This window comes from Enhygromyxa salina (assembly GCF_002994635.1).
Taxonomy (GTDB): domain Bacteria; phylum Myxococcota_A; class Polyangia; order Nannocystales; family Nannocystaceae; genus Plesiocystis; species Plesiocystis salina_B.
In genome coordinates this window covers 1-19,488 of record NZ_PVNL01000040.1, presented here as the reverse complement: position 1 = coordinate 19,488, position 19,488 = coordinate 1, and the positions used below count along the sequence as shown (strand labels likewise).

At 69.5% G+C, this 19,488-nt stretch carries 16 protein-coding genes and 1 pseudogene; 7 read left to right on the top strand and 10 right to left on the bottom strand.

The features are described 5' to 3' along the window. Positions 1-1,629, bottom strand: coding sequence for a bifunctional GNAT family N-acetyltransferase/carbon-nitrogen hydrolase family protein (locus tag ENSA7_RS08455; protein WP_219907929.1), 1,629 nt, complete (start codon positions 1,627-1,629; stop codon positions 1-3). Continuing rightward, positions 1,626-2,216, bottom strand: a complete 591-nt coding sequence (locus tag ENSA7_RS43380) for an SET domain-containing protein (protein ID WP_181233469.1) — start codon at positions 2,214-2,216, stop codon at positions 1,626-1,628. Before ENSA7_RS43380 ends, ENSA7_RS08455 begins: the two co-directional genes overlap by 4 nt. A 470-nt stretch (positions 2,217-2,686) precedes the next feature. On the opposite strand from ENSA7_RS43380, the gene ENSA7_RS08445 reads away from it, so the two are divergent. The 4 genes from ENSA7_RS08445 to ENSA7_RS08430 all read left to right on the top strand — a co-directional run bounded on the left by ENSA7_RS08445 (position 2,687) and on the right by ENSA7_RS08430 (position 5,127). After that, positions 2,687-3,328 carry an eCIS core domain-containing protein gene (locus ENSA7_RS08445; RefSeq protein WP_181233467.1) on the top strand — a complete coding sequence of 214 codons (642 nt, stop codon included), beginning with the start codon at positions 2,687-2,689 and terminating at the stop codon, positions 3,326-3,328. A 43-nt stretch (positions 3,329-3,371) separates the two neighbouring features. Then, a complete protein-coding gene (locus ENSA7_RS45730; RefSeq protein ID WP_106088706.1) occupies positions 3,372-4,097 on the top strand; it encodes a LuxR C-terminal-related transcriptional regulator in 726 nt (241 codons plus the stop codon). A gap of 193 nt (positions 4,098-4,290) precedes the next feature. Further along, positions 4,291-4,644 (top strand): nuclear transport factor 2 family protein, encoded by a 354-nt coding sequence (locus ENSA7_RS08435; RefSeq protein WP_106088705.1) that lies wholly within the window; start codon positions 4,291-4,293, stop codon positions 4,642-4,644. Between the two features lie 84 nt (positions 4,645-4,728). After that, positions 4,729-5,127 carry a TIGR02996 domain-containing protein gene (locus ENSA7_RS08430; RefSeq protein ID WP_181233463.1) on the top strand — a complete coding sequence of 133 codons (399 nt, stop codon included), beginning with the start codon at positions 4,729-4,731 and terminating at the stop codon, positions 5,125-5,127. 86 nt (positions 5,128-5,213) lie between these two features. Here ENSA7_RS08430 and ENSA7_RS08425 read toward each other — a convergent pair whose 3' ends face one another. Next, positions 5,214-6,110 carry a HEAT repeat domain-containing protein gene (locus ENSA7_RS08425; protein ID WP_146157470.1) on the bottom strand — a complete coding sequence of 299 codons (897 nt, stop codon included), beginning with the start codon at positions 6,108-6,110 and terminating at the stop codon, positions 5,214-5,216. 158 nt (positions 6,111-6,268) lie between these two features. On the opposite strand from ENSA7_RS08425, the gene ENSA7_RS08420 reads away from it, so the two are divergent. Continuing rightward, a complete protein-coding gene (locus ENSA7_RS08420; RefSeq protein WP_244923755.1) occupies positions 6,269-6,889 on the top strand; it encodes an RNA polymerase sigma factor in 621 nt (206 codons plus the stop codon). A 247-nt stretch (positions 6,890-7,136) separates the two neighbouring features. Beyond that, entirely contained in the window at positions 7,137-7,679 is a 543-nt protein-coding gene (locus ENSA7_RS43370) for a hypothetical protein (RefSeq protein ID WP_181233461.1), read from the top strand. A 27-nt stretch (positions 7,680-7,706) separates the two neighbouring features. On the opposite strand, the gene ENSA7_RS08405 is transcribed toward ENSA7_RS43370, so the two are convergent. From ENSA7_RS08405 to ENSA7_RS45725, 6 genes are all read right to left on the bottom strand, one after another. Beyond that, positions 7,707-8,606 (bottom strand): efflux RND transporter periplasmic adaptor subunit, encoded by a 900-nt coding sequence (locus ENSA7_RS08405; protein ID WP_106088700.1) that lies wholly within the window; start codon positions 8,604-8,606, stop codon positions 7,707-7,709. After that, positions 8,603-10,759, bottom strand: coding sequence for a peptidase domain-containing ABC transporter (locus tag ENSA7_RS08400; protein ID WP_106088699.1), 2,157 nt, complete (start codon positions 10,757-10,759; stop codon positions 8,603-8,605). The genes ENSA7_RS08405 and ENSA7_RS08400 overlap by 4 nt, the downstream gene beginning before the upstream one ends. Next, positions 10,756-12,705, bottom strand: coding sequence for an HlyD family efflux transporter periplasmic adaptor subunit (locus ENSA7_RS08395; RefSeq protein ID WP_106088698.1), 1,950 nt, complete (start codon positions 12,703-12,705; stop codon positions 10,756-10,758). The genes ENSA7_RS08400 and ENSA7_RS08395 overlap by 4 nt, the downstream gene beginning before the upstream one ends. Beyond that, positions 12,702-14,156, bottom strand: a complete 1,455-nt coding sequence (locus ENSA7_RS08390) for a hypothetical protein (RefSeq protein WP_106088697.1) — start codon at positions 14,154-14,156, stop codon at positions 12,702-12,704. Before ENSA7_RS08390 ends, ENSA7_RS08395 begins: the two co-directional genes overlap by 4 nt. A 20-nt stretch (positions 14,157-14,176) precedes the next feature. Further along, a complete protein-coding gene (locus tag ENSA7_RS46325; RefSeq protein ID WP_244923754.1) occupies positions 14,177-15,364 on the bottom strand; it encodes a hypothetical protein in 1,188 nt (395 codons plus the stop codon). A gap of 76 nt (positions 15,365-15,440) precedes the next feature. Beyond that, positions 15,441-15,575 carry a hypothetical protein gene (locus tag ENSA7_RS45725; RefSeq protein WP_280523986.1) on the bottom strand — a complete coding sequence of 45 codons (135 nt, stop codon included), beginning with the start codon at positions 15,573-15,575 and terminating at the stop codon, positions 15,441-15,443. Positions 15,576-15,727: 152 nt separating this feature from the next. Here ENSA7_RS45725 and ENSA7_RS08380 point away from each other — a divergent pair, with 152 nt between their 5' ends. Continuing rightward, positions 15,728-18,601 (top strand): serine/threonine-protein kinase, encoded by a 2,874-nt coding sequence (locus tag ENSA7_RS08380; protein ID WP_106088695.1) that lies wholly within the window; start codon positions 15,728-15,730, stop codon positions 18,599-18,601. A gap of 167 nt (positions 18,602-18,768) precedes the next feature. Here the strand turns inward: ENSA7_RS08380 and ENSA7_RS43365 are convergent. Then, a pseudogene (locus ENSA7_RS43365) lies at positions 18,769-19,488 on the bottom strand (hypothetical protein); the annotation flags it as partial.

Here is a 19,488-nt window from a genome sequence, read left to right as displayed (position 1 = left end):
TCATTCCACCGAAATGATCTCGACAGGCACTTTTGCCCTGACTTCGTAGAGGTCGGAGCGACGATCTTGGAGGGGGCGGACGGTTCCGTCTTGACGTAGCACACTCAGCGCGTGGAGATCGAGATCGGCGACGACGACGGTCTCCACGTTGGGGTCGGCCTCGGCGATGACGGCGTCGTCGGGGAACCCAAAGTCGCTAGATGTCAATACGGCCGAGCGCGCATAGTTGAGTAGATAATTGCGCGCGGGCAGGTTGCCGGCGTTGCCGGCCAGGACCACGTAGACACAGTTCTCGATCGCCCGAGCGGCCGACGCGTAGCGGACCCGCTGGTAAGCTTTGCGCTCGTCGGTGCTGAACGGGACGAAGATGACCTCGGCCCCAGCCAGACCCAGCATCCGCGAGAGCTCGGGAAATTCGATGTCGTAGCAGATCTGGATGGCGACGCGGCCGAGCGGCGTGTCGAACACCCTGAGGCCCTCGCCGGGTCGAATGCCCCACGCGCTGCGCTCGCCTGGAGTGACGTGCAGCTTCTCTTGTGCGTAGGCATGTCCGGTGGGCGAGACCAGATATGAAACATTGCGCATCTCACCGTCGGTGACCACTGGGATCGACCCAGCGACGATGTAGAAATTGAATTCGCGGGCCAGGCCCCGCACGAGCTCCAGGTAACGCTCGGCAAAGGTGGCGACGAACCGGAAGGCCTCGATCTCGTCGCAGCCGCGTGGCGCCAGCGGCAACAACACGGCGATCACGAGCTCCGGCAGGACCAGGAAGTGTCCGTTGTACTCATCGGCGACCTCGGCGAAGAACCGTATACTCGCCGCGAACGCGTCCCAGTCGTCCACGCGTCGCATCAGGTACTGGGCCGCGCAGACCCTGAGCTTGCGGACCGGTCGGCGCAGGGGCGGCGCCGCGATCCGGCGTCGCTGTGGGTTGAACTCGAGGTTCTCGAGCTCGAGGAAGGTCGCCCAATTCAAGCTCGGGGCGTCGTGCATGATCTCCAGGCTGACCCGCTTGACCCGGTAGCCAGCCTTGAGGTGCGCGTTCAGGGCCGGGTCGCGCAGCTCGCCGCGCTCGACCGCGGCGACGTACTCGGCCGCGGTCATCTTCCCGGCGTGCTCGGGGTACCCGGTGATCCGCCCATACGCGACCATCCGGCGCAGGTTGTACTTCTTGAGCAGCTTGTGGCGGTGAATGTAGAGTTTGCCCGCGACGCCCTCGCCACGAAACGCCGGGTCGACGGCGATGTCGGCCCCGTACAGGGTGTCACCGCCGGGCGTGTGGGTGCTGAAGGTGCCCGAGCCGGTGAGCTCGTCGTATTCGTAGGCGCCGGGTAGATCCTCGAGCTGGACGATCAGAGAGGTCGCGTAGCCAACGACCTTGCCGCCGATCTCGGCCAGAAACTGGCCCTCGGGGAACGCGTGCAGCTGCATCTCGTAGTTGCGCGCGTCGTACATGCCCGATGATGTGTAGTCGTCGTAGGCCTTGCGCTGGCACTCGACGATCGCCGGGACGTCCTCGACTCGCCAGCGACGGACCCGGACCTGGACTTCCTCGTGCTTGGGTGCGGGTGTGGCTTTGGATGGTGGCTCGGGCTTGGACTTGGACTTGGGCCTGGGCTTGGTCACTTGCCACCTTTGTACGCGCATTGATCCCGAAACGAGATCGGATCCTGCTGCCCCTCACGGAGCGCCTCCGCTTGGGCTGGATCGAGCAAGTAGGGCCACAGCGGCTGGTTGACGGTGCGCAGCAGCCCGGCGAGCTCCCGGGCCTCGGCGTCCCAGGGCCCGGCATGGCGGAGCAGGTCCCGGCCGTGAACCTGGCCGCGGCACGCTGGATCTGCGCACTCGCACATCAGCGCCTCGTCGAGGTTGCACTCGGCGTAGTCACAGGTGATCTCCTCGCCGGCCGCGATGTCGCGCCGCGCGACCATGAACCACGGGCCGACCCCACGCAGCGCCGGGTCGCAGTGGTGGTTGACGTAGCGGCCGGCGTCCCAGCACAGCACAGCGCGACCCAGCGCGTCGCGGTGGGCGTAGCGATCGACCTGGGCCCGAATGGCGGGCGGGAATCGGTCTAACGCCGCCTGATCGAACACCTGGTCGAGCGCGTCTTGGGTCCACACGATGGTCCCGCGGGGAATGTCCGCGAGCGCGAGGACCCCGTCGCAGACCAGCTCGGAGATGAAGCTGACGCGAGTTCGTGGATGGATCACGAGCCGGCCAGGCTGCGCATCCAACGCAGCTGATGGAGGGGGTCGGAGCCAGTGGGCCGCAGGCGGGCCCGGGGAGGTGTCGGGGTGGGATCGGAGAGCACCTTGGCTGATGTAGAGCCACGGTCGGAGCTTTTGGGTGCAGGAGAAATGCTCGCCGGAGGCTGACCGAGTTGTGCGGGTTCTCCGTGAGTCTGGAGACGTGGGCGGCGGGAGCCGTCGCTGCCGCTGTGCTCGCGGCGCGACATGGCGCGCGGGTTCAGGTCCGACCCGCCGGACCTGGGCGGACGATTCGGGGGTGCTCGGCGCTGGCGTGGCAGCGGCTCGCGTCCCAGTGGCGCCGTGTTGGATCGGAGACTTCAACAATGCCGTGCTGGCGTGACAGCCCAGAGGTTGTGCTCACCCCCAACCGCCAGCCAGGTTGACCGCCAACGACCGGCAGCCCATAATCGCCGACCATGGGATTCGTCGCGTTGAGTAAGCTAGGAGGCTGGAAGCCAGATCAAGCCAATCACGCCGCGGGTCGCAACAAACAACCATTTGCGCGTTCGTGGTCACCGGCGTTCAACGTGGACCAGCTCTACACGGCTCCAATCGCACCGCAGTATAAACTCGAGATCGGCGCCGCTGATGATGCCTATGAGCGCGAAGCCGACGCCGTCGCCGACGCCGTCGTGAACGGCGGTGAGCTCGAGGGTGATCTGAGCGGCGGGGCCGCGGGCATTCAGCGAGCCTGCACAACCTGTGAATCGGAGGAGGACCTACGTCGCAGCCCACACGATGGGGCCGGCCCCACCCCGCAGCTGCAGCCTGACACGAGCGCAGAGATCTCGAGCGCCCGAGCCAGCGGCGGCCAGGCGCTGCCGGGCTCGGCGAGGTCCTATTTCGAGCCGCGCTTCAACGCGGACTTTAGTGACATCCGGATTCACCGCGACGCCCAGGCGGCCTCATTGTCCCACGGCCTCGGTGCGCGCGCGTTCACGGTCGGGCGAGATCTCTTCTTCGGCGCCGGCCAGCTAAACTATAGTAGCCATCGCGGGCGTCACCTCCTCGCACACGAGCTCACACACACGATCCAGCAGAGCGGCGCGGTCCGGCGTAAACCCAACGAGTGATCCAGATCGTTGTATCGGAGCGAGCCCGGGCGTCCTCGATATCATGCATTCCCTACCAATTCTCGAGCGCGCGGCCGTGCGGATCATCTCTGACGATCGCGCGGGCGAGGATGACGTCAGCGCAGCGCTCGAGGGGCAGGGTTGCGTGATTTCGCGGACTTCGCCTGGGTTGGGTCTCGACATCACCACATCCTGCGACATTGGCGTCATCACCGTGCACCGCAGCTGTGGTTGGAGCGCGGGTGTCATTACGACATTGCGCTCGTCCGAGATCGCCTGTGCCACGGTCGTGGTGCTTGGTGGGGGTGGCCCTCCGGACATTGCCCAGGCCCTGCGAGGGGGTGCCGTCGATTGCCTCGTGAGGCCCATACCCCCCGCTGCCCTGCTCGAGAGCCTCGTCAACGCGGCCGCCTGCACCCTCAGATGGCGGCGGCGACTAGCGCTCGTATCCGATATATCGTATGGCGCTCGTCTCGCTAATGCGAACGCGCTGCTGTTCGAGCCGGCCCGCGAGTCCACCACGCGCGGTGAGCTCGCGCCAGGCTACATTAGGGAGGTCGTTGGTAGGCTCGCGGGTGAACATCAGCTGACTCCACGGGAGCGCGAAGTGCTGTATTGGATGCTGCAGGGTCATCGCCATGACGACATCGCTACCGTGCTTGGGGTGGTGCCGAGGACCGCGAAGTTTCACGCGGCGAACTTGCTGCGCAAGCTCGAGATCGACTCCCGCAACGACCTCGCGCGGCTGCTCGTGCGGGGGCGTGACTGACGGCGTGCGCTACTTATTCGGCCAACCCGCGCCGCAGGAGCAGAATTTGCCGATCATCACAGTTTGGGCGGCGTATAGACTGCTGACAACCGATGCCGCTCAGATCCGCGCAACCTGTGCCGTTCGCCCATGATTTCGAGCAGCCCATCCGCGAACGTCGCCCCCACAACCGACGCTCGAGGAGCACCCACCCATGTCCGACACACGCAAGCACGATACCGACCTCAACGACTTAATCCGCCGAGGCAAAGCCCTCGAGGGCTTCGAGCAGTACTACGCCGACGACGTCGTGATGATGGAGAACGATCAGATCTTCGAAGGCAAACAAGTCAACCGCGAGCGCGAGCTGGAGTTCTTCAGCAACGTCGAGCAGGTCCACGAGTTCAGGATTGGCGCTTCCGCTGTCGAAGGCGACACCAGCTTCTGCGAGCAATTCATCGACGTGACCTTCAAAGACGGCAATCGCATGACAATGGACGAGATCGCCGTGCGCACGTGGAAGGACGGCAAGGTCGTCAAAGAGCGCTTTGTCTACAAGGGCCTGTGAGGGGCTGATGACCGGCGAATCGGTCGGCAGCGCCTGACTCACTCGACCCTCGACGCGTTCGTCCCTGTCCGCGAGGATCCGGCGGTGCCCAACCGTGAGGAGCTCCTGGCGGCGATCTGCGTGGCGCCCGACGACGATGGTCCTCGACTCGCCTACGCGGCGTGGGGCGAGGAGCACGATCCTGCGCGCTCCGCCATGATCCGCCGGCAGTGCGAAGCCCCCTCGGAGCAAGTCGCGGACGCGCTGGAGCGACGCTGGCTCGCCCCTCTCGGTCTCGCCCGAGGCGAGGGGGCGATGCGCCGCGGCTTCCTCGAGGAGATCGATCTCGGGGATCTGATCTGCAAAGGCCTCGCCACCGCGCCCTGTGCCGCGACCATCGAGCGGATCGAGCTCACGGGCACAACGATCAGCGATCGCGGCGTCGAGGCCCTCCTCGACGCCCGCGCGCACCTCCCCAGCCTGCAGACGCTCGCCCTCATCTAGCCCCTCGACGTCAGCGATGAGGCCTGGGCCCGCCTCGTCGCCGCGCTCCCAGTCGACGCCCGCGACGGCTGAGCGAGGTGTGCACGCTACGTCGGGACTTCGTGCCCAAAGAAGTAGCGCACCCCCGGTCGAAAGCGGCCCGGGGCGTCCGAATTGAGGAAGGCGCCGATGACCTCCTGGACCACCTGAGGTCGTAGGAGTCGGTTCTCGCCGCCGTAGAAGCCGCTGCAGTCGATCCCGGTGAAGGCCTCGAAGAGGATGCGCTCGCCAGACGAGAGCCGACCGTACTTGGTCTGAGCGAGGAGACGACGCGCCATCGCCCCGAGGTCCACGGGTCCGCCCCGACGCACCGCGACGTCGGGGAAGTCGCGTCGGAGCTGCTCGGCGCGTGTCTGCACGTGACGGTCCCACGCAGGATTTCGAACCGCGTAGGCGTGACGGTCCGGGGAGACGTCCTGCATGTGAAGGTCCAGGGACTCGGTGGGCTGGTCCCACTCGTCTTCACGCACGACGACCGTGTGCTCGAGGTCGTCGTCCACCGTGTTCTCGCCAGGACGATCGAGCAGTCCGCTGAGCGCGCGGCCGAGGTGGTACAGCGGGGTGTCTTGCTCCCAGTGCGAGGTGGCGCGAACCATGGCGATCAACGGCTCCACGGCCCACGCTCCGCAGCTCAGGTGCAGCGCGTCCGAGACGTGGAAGCGCGCATCTCGATCGCTTGGATCGTCGAAGCGCTTCGACCAGGTCTGGAGCATCTCCCAGGGCGCGAGGAGGCCCAGCAGGGTCGTGCCGGCGTACCAGACGAAGTTGTCGTCGTGCGCGGCGAGAATCTGCGCGAGCCGGGGCACGGCCTCGAAGTCACCGCGGCGCGCGAAGGCGGTGATGGCCTCGATCGCAGCCCGCGGGTCTTCGCTGTCGAGCTGAGCCGCGGGTACCCGACTGGCGTCGACCGGATCCCGAGAGAATCCGTGCAAAGGGGACCACATGGTGGTGCGAGAGTCTCGCTCTCGGCGGCGAAAGGGAAGCGTGTCGCTACGCCTTGGCCCCACTCCAAGGCCATCGGCGCCTCTCCAGCCCAGCAATGACAACGTACACAACCTGATCGACGCTCCGGGAGGCCCGCACGTGAACTATGATGGCGAGCGTGACTCGGGACGAGGACTGGCAGCGCGACGCGGAGCTGCTCGCGCGCTGGCGCGAAGGTGACACCGAAGCGGGCGCCGAACTCTACGACCGCCACAGCGCCACGGTCTATCGCATGTTCCGAACCAAGGTCCCCGACCAGGCCGAGGAGCTCATGCAGCAGACCTTCCTCGCGCTGGTCGAGGGCCGCGACAAGATCCGCGAGGGCACGAGCGTGCGCGCCTTCGTGCTGAGCATCGCCCGCTTCAAGCTGATCGATCAGCTCCGCTCACTGACCAAGGGTCGAGCCTTCGACGCCGAGCTCGAGTCGGTCGCCGCGGTCGCGCCCGGGCCCTCGACGGTGCTCGCCAAAAAACGCGAGCAGCGGCTCCTGCTCGAGGGCTTGCGCCGGATCCCCATCGAGCATCAGATCGCGCTCGAGCTGCACTACTGGGAGGGGCTCAAGGCCAACGAGATCGCCGCCGTGTTTGGCATCTCCCACTCGGCCATGCGCAGCCGCCTGAGCAAGGCGCGACAGCTGCTCGAGCAGGCGATCGTGGCGTTCGCGGCCTCGCCAGAGGAGCGCGACAGCACCCTTGGCGGGCTCGAGGCCTGGGCGGCGCAGGTTCGTGATCTGATCTGATCTGATCTGATCTGATCTGATTTGACCTGATCTGACCTGATCGGATCGGGTCGCGAAGACACTTGGGTGTGTCGGGCGACTTGTCGAGGACCAGGATCACCATCTCGGCGCTGCGGTGTGAGACCGCAGCACCGCTGCGTGTCTTGCGCACGTTCGTCGAAGGGAGCGCCCGCCGACGCACGGGAAAAATTTGTCTGCCGCCGTGGACAGTCTCGAGCGATGTCCGACATCACAGCAGAGGCCAACCATGCACCTGTTCCAAACGCTCACCATCACCACCGCCACCGTCCTCGCCCTCGCCCTCGGCGCGGCGCAGCCGGTGTGGGCCAAACACGCGTCGCCGTCGGCCGGATCCTGCACCGAGGTCGGACCCGTCCACGAGATCTACATCACCGATACCGGGCGAGTGTGGTCTCAGAACCTCCGCGCCCCCCTCGACAGCTGGGACTGGTTGATCAAGTTCGACCTCGATTATCCCCGGCTTGCGACCAACGAGACATCGAGCACCCCCGCGGAGCTGCTGATCGGCTTCTACGGCGATCGCTATGTCGTCGATATCTGGACGACCGACGCAGACGGCGAGTTCGTCAAGCTCCACGACTCGCTGCTGCCCAGCGCGGGCTTGCACGTGGTGACCCTGAGCGTCGACCAGCCCTATTGGATCGATCCGATCGCGGTTCGCCCCTCGGCGAAGACGGTGTGGGGCTACCCCTACGTCGAAGAACAGATCCCGCACCTGCCCCCCACGAGCAACGCCGCAGTGATCAAGCCGGTTGGAAGCTGCAGCTGATCCGCCGCGCGCTCGAGGGCTCGACGCTCAGCCAGGTATGCCTGGGGCCACGACGCAAGCTTGTCCGGACGAGAGCTGCGCGCTGCCATCCAGCAGCGTGGCTTCGACGATCACCAGCTGGGAGACGGGGTCGACCTCGGGAGCGACGCGCTCGACCCTCGCCGACCACTGCGCGTCGGCGTTTGCAGACGGACGCACCTCGACGGTCGCGCCGACGCCCCCGAGGTGGTCGAGCTCGGCTTGGGGCACGGCGAAGCGCACCTCGGGCGGCCGCTCTTCGATCAGACGCACGAGCGGCGCGCCCGCGTCGACGTGCTGCCCCACGCTGGCCCCGACGGCAGCAACCCGAGCAGAGAAGGGAGCGCGAAGGCGACCCGCGGCCAGTCGTCGCTCCAGGCTCTCGATCTCGACCGCGACCGCGTGGGCTTGCGCGGCGGCGATCGAGCGCCGACTGGTGGCATCGCTTGCGCGTTGCTCGGCGGCCCACAGCTCGCGTGCGGGCAGCACGGCCTTGGCCTGCTCATCTGCGCGAAGTACTCGTCGATGGAGACCCTCGTCGCGCCGGGCGGCCTCGAGCTCGGCGCTGGCTTGGCGCAGACGACTGCGAGCTTGCTCGAGCTCGGTCTCGAGCTGAGGCTGTTCGAGCTCGACGAGCAGCTCGCCGACAGCGACGACCGAGCCGAGCCCGATGTGGACCGCCGCGATCTCGCCGTGATCGGGGGCCACGAGCTCCAAGCTCGGGCGTCGCACGATCCCAGTCCAGGGCACGACAGCCACGGACGTCTGCTGCGGCGGCGGGCCCACGGCCACCGAGGCCGCGGGGACGCCCGCGACGGGACCGTCGACCTCGCAGGCGCTGGCAAGGGCGAGCGCGGCCGTGAGCAGGCGCGCGCGCCCGCGTCCCCGTCCCCTTCCCCGGTGCTTCATGACGACTGGGCCTCCACCTGAGCCGCGACGAGCCGAGCGTAGGCGCCAGCGCTGGCGAGCAGCTGTGAGTGCGTCCCCTGCTCGATGACGCGGCCTCCCTCGAGCACGACGATCTGATCACAGGCGACGACCGTGCTGAGGCGATGCGCGACGATGATCCGCGTGCACGCCAGGCGCTCGAGCTCGGCCATGACCACGCGCTCGGTCTGGGTGTCGAGCGCCGAGGTCGCCTCGTCGAGCACGAGCACGGCCGGCCCGCAAACGAGCGCACGGGCGAGGGCGAGGCGCTGAGCCTGGCCGCCGGAGACCGAGCCCCCATCGTCATCGAGCATCGTCTCGTAGCCCATCGGCATGGCGCTGACGTCGGCGTGGATGCAGGCGCGGCGACAGGCGGCGAGGACCTCCTCGTGGCCGACTCCTGGGGCGCCGAGGGCGACGTTGCTGCGGATCGAGTCGCCGCCGATCAGCACGGGTTTTTGCGGGACCATCGCGACCTGGGCGCGGATCGTGCTCAGGGACAGCTCGCGCAGCGGATGGCCGTCGTAGCGAAGCTCGCCGTCGTCTGGCTGGTGGAGACCCACGAGCAGCTTGGCCAGCGTCGACTTGCCCGAGCCCGAGCTGCCGACGATCGCCACGCTCGAGCCTGGGTGGATGTCGAGCGAGACCTCGTCGAGGATGCGCGGGCCGTGAGCCGAGTATGCGAACGAGACGCGGTCGAGCTCGACGCGGCCGCGCATGCGCGGGAGCTCACGACCCTCGCTGCGCTCGGACTCGGCCTCGAGCACGTCCTCGACGCGGTCGACGTAGCAACCGACGAGCTGCAGGCGCGAGGCGCTTGCGAGCAGATCGTCAACGGGGATCAGGAAGCTCGCGGCCAAGGCGTTGACGGCGATCATCGTGCCAAGCGAGAGGCGACCCTCGATGGTCTCGACGGCGCCGACGAGCATGACGAGCAGCGGGGCCATGCGCAGGGTCAGCGTCCGAGCGGTCGTCAGCAGGATCTGCAAGTGATCGCGGCGGACCGCGGCGTTGAGCTCGTCCACGTAGAGGTTGGCCCAGCGCGAGACGGCCCGGGCCTCGGCGCCAGCGGCCTTGAGCGTCTCCATCGCGTGGAGCAGCTGCGCGAGCAGCCCCTGGGCCCTGGCTTGCTCATCGAGGACCTCGGCCATGCGATCGCGGGCGCGGCGTTGGGTCAGGACCACCAGCGCGGTCAAGGCCGCAGCTGCACCGACCACGAGGGCGCACAGGGTCGGGCTGACGACAGCCATCAGCACCAGGTAGAGGGTCACGAACAGCCCGTCGAGCAAGCCGGCCAGGACGTCGCTCGTCAGGACCTCGCGGATCGTCGCGTGACTGTTGGCGCGCATCAGCAGGTCACCGGCCGAGCGGCTCTGAAAGAAGCTGAACGGCAGGCTGGCCATGTGCTGGATGAAGCCAATGGTCATCTCGGCGTCGAGCACGGTGCGCAGCTGCAGCACGAAGCGCTCGCGCAGATACTTGGCGATGGCGTCGAAGCCCACGCTGATCCCCAGTCCGAGGCCGAGCACCACGAGCAGCTCGATGTCGGCGCGAGGCACCACGCGATCGATGATCACGCCGGTCAGCAAGGGCAGACCCAGGGCGAAGCCGCGCAAGAGCATGGTCGCGGTCAGCAACCGGACGACCTCGAGCGGGCGCTGCTCGAGCAGCGCGAGGTAGCGCCGCCAGTTGCGGCGGCGGGGCTGGCCGCCCCGCATGAAGCGCTCGCCCGGCTCGAGCACGATTGCGAGGCCGGTGAACGACCGGCGGAGCTTGGCTGTCGAGACCCGCCGACGCCCATCCCCGGGGTCCACGACTCGGATCCCCCCGCGGACGCTGCCCTCGTAGACCACGAAGTGGTTGAAGTCCCAGAACAGCACGGCGCCGCGGGGCACGAGCTCGAGCTGGTCGAGCTCGAGCGCGACCACGCGACCGTCGAGGCCGTAGCGCCTGGCGGCGTCGAGGATCGTCGCCGCGCTCGCGCCGTCGCGCCCCGCTCCGGTCCGCGCCGTGACCTCGGTGAGCGACGCGTAGCAGCCGTACATGTGCAAGACCATGGTCAGACACGCGGCTCCGCAGTCGCAGCCTTGGACCTGCGCGACGAATGGAATCCGGCGCCGCGGCGACCAACTCATCGCGGGGTCTCCGTCTTCGTGGCCGCGAGTGACTCGACTCGATGGCCGGCCGGCTGCGAGGCGGGGGCGCGGTCAAACCGGCGCAGCCAGGGCAGCAGCGCCAACGCCAGGGGCTCGCTGTGGGTGCGCAGCTCGGCCCGACCCAGCATGCCATCGCGGAGCGGGAGGGCGACGCCGTCGACCGCGAGGTTCGGCTGCTCGAGCTCGGCACGGACCACGACGACGGGCCCGCGCAGGTCGAGCTCGGCGGCCCCCGGGCCGAGGTGACGCTGGGCCTCGCGCGCACCCAAGGCACCGTCCGAGACGGTGACGACCCGCGCCGCGACCGTATTGAAGGGGTAGCCCTCGACCGCGAAGCGCAGCTCCACGCCCGGACCGATCCGGGGCGCGTCGGTCCCCGGCAAGAACGCGACCAGCTCGTCGACGGGGCCGCTGTCCACGACGGCGGCGATGACCTCCCCGGCCTCGACGTGCTGTCCCGGCTCGACCCTGAGGTCGACCAGGCGTCCAGCACGGGGGGCCCGGACCACACGCTCTCGGAGCTGGGCCTCGAGCTCCACCAGCGCCGCGCGCAGCTCGAGCAGCTCGGTCCGCGTCGCGAGGTCGTCGGGCTCGGCGAGGTAGCGGCGCAGCGCTGCCTCCCAGCGAGCCGCGAGTTGCTCCCGGCGCGTCGCCTCTCGCTCGCCATGAAGCTCGGCGACGATCTGTCCCGCGTGGACCTCTGCGCCGGGAGCCACGAGCACCTCGCGGATGGTCCCGCCTGCGAGCGCAGTGAGCTCGCTGCGCGCGCTGGCCTGGACCACCGCCGGGCCCGTGCTGTAGCGAGACACCTCGGCGACGCTGGCCAAGACCGCCGCCGCGAGGCTGAGCGCGAGCACGACCAGGAGCAGCGCGCCGGGCCAGCGCGCGCCGACTCGCAGCAGATCCCCGCTCGCGCCACGGGTCAGGTGGCTGCGCCAGGCCTCCTCGCGGATCGGAGCGCTCGGCTCGGCTCGCGCCCGCAAGCTGGCCTCGACGCGCTCACGCAGCGCGACCCGATGGAGCACGGCTCCGAGCTGCTCGGCGAGCACCCCCAAGGCCGCGGCGTCGGCTTCGTCGAAGGGCGGCCGCCCGGCATCGGCCACGACGCTCAGGATCGCGTGGACCTGTTCGCGCGGCGAGGTCACGGCCTCGATCAGGAGGCTCACGCCGGCCCGCGCTCCCGAGGACGCAGGTGCGTCGGGATCGTCGACGGAGGGGGTGAAGTCCGGTTCGGCGTCCGCTCGCGCGAGGCGTAGCCCCACGCCGGTCCGAGCCACGCAGCCCACGAGCCCCGTGACCGCCGAGACCGTCGTGGTCTCCGGGTCGATCGGGCGCCACAGCTCGCCGCCGTGCTCGTCGAAGAACTGGCAGTAGGCCCGGGTCGCGCCGCTGAGCTCGATCGCGAGCGCCTCGGTGTGCGCAGCCACGGTCCACGGCTGCTGGAGTCCGCCGAGGCGCTGCGCCCCCGCGAGGATCCGCGCGAGACGCTGGGCGTCCGCGGCGGCGAGTGGCTGCTCCTCGCTCGCCGTCGCTCGCTCGGCGGTCGCGAGGGCGTGGAGGATCAGCTGCCGCAAGCGCGCGTGGTCGGGCTCGCGGGCGGAGGCGAAGAACAGGCCCGCAGCGTCGGTCTCGCCCGACCCTGCTGGACCTGCTGGAGGCACCGCACCGAGGGAGAGGATCGGCGCCCGCGCGTGCTCGACCAAGGTCGAGAGCTCGGCGATCGGCCCGAACACCACGATCGCCGCTGGCGCGTGGGCGCGATCACGGTCGCTGCGGAGGGCCGCGCCGACATCGTGGCCGTGGTGCGTGACGCGAACCGACGCCTCGAGCGACAGTCGCAGCGCGTCGGCCCGCGCCACGTCACCAAGCACGATGATCAAGCCGGCGTCGGCCTGAGTCTCTCGTTGGCCGCCGTGTTTGCTCATGGCACGACTCGCGCGGGCACGAAGGGCGCGCCGGCCCAGGCTGTCTCGGGCTGGTCCGCGCGCAGGCGGGCGAGGATCGTCGCGGGCTCACACGCCTCGACGGCCCGCGCGTTGGCCCGAGCGAACGCGGCGCAGCGATCGTCGTCCTCGACGAGGGGGGCGAGGACCGCTGGCAAGTACAGCGTGGGCTCGAGCGCCGGCTCCGGCGCGGGCACGGCCAACGGCTGCCGGACGAACTCGCCGGCAGGCGCGAGCGGGTCGTCCCCCCAGGCGAGGCGCAGATCGAGCAAGCGCGCGAGCTCGACCGATTGCGCGCGAGACATGGGCAAGCAGGCCCCGAGGCAGCCGAGCACCTCCCGCCGCCAGCGCGCAGGGCCGAACCATGAGCCTGGATCGGACAGCCGCGCGTCGAGCAGGCTGACGAGCTGGCCCAGATAACCTCGCAAGGCCGCGCTCGCCGGCCGGGCGTCGCGGCGCAGCTCGGTCAACCTCCGGCGCAGATGCTCGGCGAAGCGGCGTTGTTGCTCGAGCAGGTGGACCACGCCAAAGCCAACGAACTGACGCAGGTCGCAGCGGCGCACGGCGTGTGTGGGACCAGCGCGGCTGATCAGCAGGCCGGGCGTCGGGCGCTCGAACACCGTGCAGACCTCGAGGTCGAGGAAGCGCCCGTCGAGGGTGAAATTGTTGGCGAAGGATCCCCAGTACACGCCAAGCTCGACGAAGCGGCGGAAGTGCTCCGCCCCCCGGGCGACCCCAGCCTCGAGCCGATCGACGAGCTCGGTCGGTGTCAGCGTGGGGTCCCCGGAGCCGCCAAGGCCGTGATCGAGGGCGCGCAGGAAGCCGCGCAGGCGGACCATCGCGTCCTCGCAGCCGATGTCATCGAGCAGCCACACGAGATTGCTCGCGCGCATGAAGTCGCCGGGCTTGCTGGAGATGGCCTGGCAGCGGCGATCGGCTGCGACCAGGATCGCCGCGCCGCCGTCGTCGGCGAAGGCGACGTCACCAAAGTCGACGAGCGCAGCGTCGAGCGGCGCCACGAGGATCCCCTCGCAAGGGACGATGGTGTGCTCGGCACCCGCGCCTGCCAGGTAGCGGGTCACGAGCAATTCGCGAACCGCTGCCGAGACCAACATGTGACCGCTGTGGTGATAGCAATCGTCGAGCCACACCCAGTTGCCGGCCAGGGGCGTGCGACCGACACCCTTGAGGTAGCGCCCGCCAACGTACACGGCGCGCCCGGAGCCAAGCCGCCCCCGACTCGAAGCGTTCGGACAGCGCTGGAGGTCCGCCCACCCCAGGGCATCGACGGGTCCGCGCGCACCGACACCGAACGCTCCGATCGCGCCCAGGTCGACCTCGACGTTGGCCGACGCGAGCTCGGGCGCGAGCGCGGTGTACCGTGAGCGACGCAGCGGGACGGGGATCATCCAGGGGTAGGTCTGTGGGTGCATTTCAGGCTCCGCTGTGAAGATCAGCTGAGGAAGAACAGATCGCGGGGCTCCGAGCTGGCGACCACGTCGAGGCCAGCACGCAGCGCGAGCTGGGTGAGCAAGTCGAAGGCCAGGTCGTCACAGCCCCGGCTGAGCAGTCCCGCGATCAAGCGGCGCTGCTCCGGCTCGACGGCCGCGAAGTCGCAGCGGCTCAGGAGCTGGCGTAGCAGGTAGCGGAGGCTCGTCGGGCTGAGGCCCTGGTGTCCGCGCGCGAGCACTTCGGTCGCGGCGTTGAGATTCGAGAACCGGAAATCGGGCCAGCTGCACGATGGCGCGGACCAGCTCGCGTCGGGGTCGTGGCGCCGGGGCCACGCGCGCGCCTCGTGACCATGGACCTTGTGCCACAGCGCCTCCTGCAGCTGAGCGATCAGCCGTCGCTGCCAGCGCTGATCACAGGCCACGGGCGCGGCGAGATCGTCTCCGTAGGCGACCTCACCCAGCAGCGCGAGCAACCATGCGCGAGTGTGGCTGCGCTGCGTCGCGCCGTAGCTGAGCTCGTGCTCGAGCCAGCGGCGCAGCACCGGAGACGTCCGCAGGGCCTCGACGCTCAGCCCCGGCCACTCGCCCGTGCAGTAGAACTCGGCCAGGTGGCCAAAGAACCCAGGCTCGCTGGGGTCGAGGGTCGCATCGAAGCGGTGCAGCTCGCGTCGGTGGATCTGGCGGTAGCTGGTGGTCAAGTTTCGGACCGCCGTACCGATCGGCACGAGCTCGCAGAGCTCGACCTGACTCAGAAACCAGTAGTCGAGGCCGACGGTCGCCGCGGCCTCCGTCAAGAGCAGGCAGAAGGTCCAGCGCTCGAGGTCCTCCCGCGCGAGTCGTCCGACCCCGAAATCGAGCTCGGGGGCGAAGGCGTCGAGCGCGAGCCGTGCCCAGCCGTGGAGGTGATCATGGACGGCGAACAACACCTCGTTCACGAGCAAGTCGCGATCGTTGAGGGCCCGGGCGTCGCCTTCAGGGGCCTCCAGCCAGCTCGCCAGGCGGGAGCGGGCGCCGTAGTAGAGCTCCGCGCGAAGGGGGTTGAAGCCGGCCACGGATCCGGGCACGAGCCCCTCGTAGCTCCAGCGGCGATCGATGGCGCGCTCGACCAGGGGGATCGCCGGATCGCCGAGCATGTGGCGAACCAGGGGAATGTTCAGCAAGCTCCCGGGTGCGGGCGTATCGAGCTGCATGGTCATGGTCATGGGCACGGACCCGAGTCGAGGCGACGCGGACAGCCGACCGTGGAGGCCGACTGTCCGCGACGGATCACAGCGTTTGTTCGGTCTTGTTCTTGTGTGCCTCGGCGCCGCCAGCGATGTTGCGCGCGAGCTTCTCGTCGATCTCGAGATCGGCGAGGGTGAGGGGCTTCTTGGGTTGATGGGTCTGCTTGTTGCGTTTCATGATTGCCGGTTGGTGCGTGGGATTCACGTGCACCGCACAGCTTCAGTCGACGCCGACTCGAAAGTGTCCAAGCCAATTCACCGTCGCCCGGCTGCGCGGACACGCGGCCGTGGCCCCCGACTCGTGTTGGACCTACCCTTGCCCAACGCCCCATGTGTCCGCCATCTGAATCCGAGCTCAGCCGTGCGACGAGGCCGTCTCACAACGGACTCGACACGCCGATCCACGGCCGCGGCCTGCTCCCCCCGACCAATCCCGAGCAGCGCCGGGCGATCGCGTCGGTCCGCGGCAAGCTGTTCGGCGAGGCCCCAGTCGTCCGCGTCGGCCGCTACGAGATCGAGCGTCAGCTCGGCGTCGGCGGGATGGGCGAGGTCTACCTCGCGTTCGATCCCGAGCTCGAGCGCAAGGTCGCGCTCAAGCAGGTCCGGGCCGAGCTCGCGGGCGGTGCCGAGCAGGACCGGCTCCGCCGAGAGGCCCGGGCGCTCGCGCAGCTCTCCCACCCCAACGTCGTGCAGGTTCACGAGGTCAGCCGGGCCGAAGGGGAGACCTACGTCGCGATGGAGTACGTCGAGGGCCAGACCCTCGAGCGCTGGCTGACGCGCCCGCGGGCCTGGGCCGAGATCCTCACCATGCTCGTCGCCGCGGGCCGCGGGCTCGCAGCGGCGCACTCGGCCGGCGTCGTCCACCGCGACTTCAAGCCCGCCAACGTGCTCATCGGTGGCGACGGGCGGGCACGCGTCGCGGACTTCGGTCTCGCGCTCGCGTCCGGCGACCCGAGGCCGCGGCTAGAGGTCGCGGGCACCATCCGCTACATGGCCCTCGAGCAGCTGCGCGGTGAGGCCGTCGACGCCCGCAGCGATCAGTTCAGCTTCTGCGTCACCCTCTACGAGGCGCTGTGGGGCACGTCTCCGTTCGCGCGTGGACAGCTCGAGCTCCGCGTCGAGGCCCTCGCCGCCGACAGAGCGATCCCTCCGCCGCGCAACGTAGGCGTCCCTCGGCGACTGTGGACGCTGATCCGTCGAGGCCTGCGGGCCGATCCCGACGCGCGCTGGGGGACCCTCGACGAGCTGCTCGAGGCGCTCGAGGGGGTCCCACGTCGGCGCCAGCGAGCGGCGGCGGCGAGCCTCGTCCTCCCTTTGCTCGGGCTCATGGCCTGGGCGGGCGCTGGCTTGTCGAACCCGACGCCGCTTCACCCCTGCGCCGCGGTCGAGACCGAGCTAGCGAGCACCTGGGGCCCCACGCACGAGGCGGAGCTTCACGCTGCGTTCATCGGTCTCGGCCCCGGTCACGGACCCGACAGCGCCGAGCGTGTGAGCGCGCTGTTGAGCGCATGGGCCACGAAGTGGACCGACGCGCGGACCCAGCAGTGCGAGGCGAACGAGCGCGACGGCGAAGCCCTGGCCCGCGCCCGCCGGGCCTGCCTCGAGCGCCAGCGCCGACGGTTCTCGATCCTCGTCGAGGGCATGCTCGAGCCCGAGCTGGCGACCCTCGACCGCGCGATCGAGGCCACGTTGGCGCTGCCCGATCCGCGGTCTTGCGCGGCGGCCTCGCTGCTCGACGGACCGCTGCCGCCGACCGAAGCGCAGCGCGAGGCCGTCGAGACCCTGCGCCTGAAGCTCGCTGAGGCCACGGCCTGGCGCGAGCTCGGCCACGGGCGCCTCGAGCCCGTCGTCGCGCTCGAGCGCCAAGCTCGTGAGCTCCGCTACCGCCCGCTGCTCGCCGAGGTCGTCGCCGAGCTCGGCCACACGCAGATCGCCGTGGGCTCTCCCAAGCGCGGCCTGGAGCTGTTGGATGCGGCGGGCAAACAGGCGCTCGCGGTCAACCATCGGCGCTTGCTCGCGCAGACCTGGACGAAGCTGGCGCTCCATGGACTGACGGACTTGCCCCGCGAGGACGCCGCGCAGCTGCTCGAGCTCGCCGAGGCGACCTGGACCGAGCTCGATCCCGACGCCCAGACCCGCGCGTGGCTGACCTTCGCTGGGGCCAAGGCGGCGGCGCAGGCCGGCGCCAACGAGACCGCCGAAGCTGAGCTTCGCGCCCTGCTCGAGCGCGAGGGCGCAGAGGCGCTCGGGCCCGCTGTGCTCGACGCTCTCGCTGCTGTGGCCTCGGGCCGACAAGCCATCGAACTGCGCGAGGCCGCGCTGGGTCGCGCCGAGGATCTCTACGGACCCCGACACCCGCTCACGGCGCGCCGGGCCTACAACCTCGGCGCCGTGCTCCACGATCGCGGCGAATTCGAGGCCGCGCGCCCGCTGCTGATGGGCGCCGTCGAGATCTGGAACGCAGCCCACGATGGCTTCGCCCTCGACCTCGCCCGGGCCCACCTGGTGCTCGCCGACCACGACATGCGCGTCGGCGCCGTCGATGACGCCGAGGCCCACGCGGAAGCGGTGGCCCGGATCCACGCGCGAACCTTGCCGCCCGACCACCCAGAGCAAGGCGACGCCGCCATGCTCCGCAGTCGGATCATGGGTCTGCGTGGGGATCGGGCCAGGTCGCAGGCCTACGCGGTCGAGGCCCTCGCGGCCTACGAGCGCGCGAGCGGACCCAGCGACGATCGGGTCCTGGCGCTGCGCCTCGACGTCGCGGGCAACGAGCTGGGCCTCGGCCGGATCGACGCGGCCACGCGCGAGTACGAGGCCGTGCTGGCCAGCGATCCTCGGCCCAAGCGGGCGGCCCTCGCCCACGTGGGCCTGGCCGAGATCGCCCTGCGCCAGGCCCAGCTCGAGCGCGGGGTCCAGCAGCTCGCCGCCGCCGAGCTGCTCGGCGTGGAGGTCCTCGCCGAGCAGCGCGTCGCCTACGAGATCGTTCATGCCCTCGTCGAGCTGCGCGGCGGTTGTCGGGGCTGCGCCTCGACCCTGCGCCAATCCGTGCGCGAGGCCATGGACGCCGCGCAGTGGACCGACGAGCAGCTCGCGCCCTGGCTGCACGAGCTCGAGCTCTCGGCCGTCGAGGCCGCGCAGCTCGGCTTGACGATCGCCGGAGTCGAAGCGCGTGGACACTCGACGCCCGAGCCAGACTTGTAGAGTCCACGCGCGACTTCGAGTTCGTCGACGACAGTCCTGAGCGTTGCCCCGCGAGCCGTCACCTCGCTACGCGTGGTCCTGGACGACGTCGCGACCGTGCCCAGCACCCATCCCAACCCCGGCATCGGTGAGATCGTCGTCTACTGACGCTCGCGCGCAGGTCGCGATCACTCGAAGTAAATAGGCGTGTCCATGCCGTCGGTCACGACCACGTACACGATCGTATCGGCCCGGGTGTCCGCGTCGAGGTCGTTCCACGCGGCCTCGATCAGCTGGGCGTGCATGTCGGCGTAGGCCATCACCACCAGGATCTGCTTGACCCACGCCTGCTCGGGCACGACGTTCTGCGAGCTGACCTGGATGTCCGCGAGCTTGCTCGCCAGCAACGACGCGGCCTGCATCGGCGGATACGGGTTCTCGGGCGGAAACCCGACAGCCCGCGTGACGCTGACGCCGACCTCGTGCATGTCCAGCTCGACGAGGATGTCGGTCTTCTTGCTGTCGGGCGGGTCGTAGTCGATCTCGGTCTCGGTCGCGAGCAGCTCGACGTCCTCGCAGCGGGCCAGCACCTCGTACGCGAACGCCTCACTGATGATCGAGCTGCCGCCCGCGTTGCGGCTGGTGAGGATCACCTGGGCGCCCGGCGTGAGCAGCGGGAGGTCCTCGGGGTCGTAGGGGTCGTCACCGAAGTCGAGGTGAACCTTGAACAACGAGGGCGTCGGCAGCTCGAGCTCGGCGCTGATGAGGCCACAGGTACCGAGGATCTCGGCGAACCCGTCGTCTCCGTCTCCGTCTCCGTCTCCGTCTCCATCTCCGTCCCCATCTCCATCTCCATCGCCGTCCCCATCCCCGTCGCCTTCCCCGTCTCCATCTCCATCCCCGTCCCC

Coding starts and splice junctions, on each gene's coding strand:
- ENSA7_RS08400 (WP_106088699.1), bottom strand. CDS start 10,759: ATGAGTTGGTCGCCGCGGCGCCGGATTCCATTCGTCGCGCAGGTCCAA.
- ENSA7_RS08425 (WP_146157470.1), bottom strand. CDS start 6,110: ATGTGGTCCCCTTTGCACGGATTCTCTCGGGATCCGGTCGACGCCAGT.
- ENSA7_RS08405 (WP_106088700.1), bottom strand. CDS start 8,606: ATGAAGCACCGGGGAAGGGGACGGGGACGCGGGCGCGCGCGCCTGCTC.
- ENSA7_RS08395 (WP_106088698.1), bottom strand. CDS start 12,705: ATGAGCAAACACGGCGGCCAACGAGAGACTCAGGCCGACGCCGGCTTG.
- ENSA7_RS43370 (WP_181233461.1), top strand. CDS start 7,137: ATGCACCTGTTCCAAACGCTCACCATCACCACCGCCACCGTCCTCGCC.
- ENSA7_RS45730 (WP_106088706.1), top strand. CDS start 3,372: ATGCATTCCCTACCAATTCTCGAGCGCGCGGCCGTGCGGATCATCTCT.
- ENSA7_RS08380 (WP_106088695.1), top strand. CDS start 15,728: ATGTGTCCGCCATCTGAATCCGAGCTCAGCCGTGCGACGAGGCCGTCT.
- ENSA7_RS08435 (WP_106088705.1), top strand. CDS start 4,291: ATGTCCGACACACGCAAGCACGATACCGACCTCAACGACTTAATCCGC.
- ENSA7_RS08390 (WP_106088697.1), bottom strand. CDS start 14,156: ATGCACCCACAGACCTACCCCTGGATGATCCCCGTCCCGCTGCGTCGC.
- ENSA7_RS45725 (WP_280523986.1), bottom strand. CDS start 15,575: ATGAAACGCAACAAGCAGACCCATCAACCCAAGAAGCCCCTCACCCTC.
- ENSA7_RS46325 (WP_244923754.1), bottom strand. CDS start 15,364: ATGCAGCTCGATACGCCCGCACCCGGGAGCTTGCTGAACATTCCCCTG.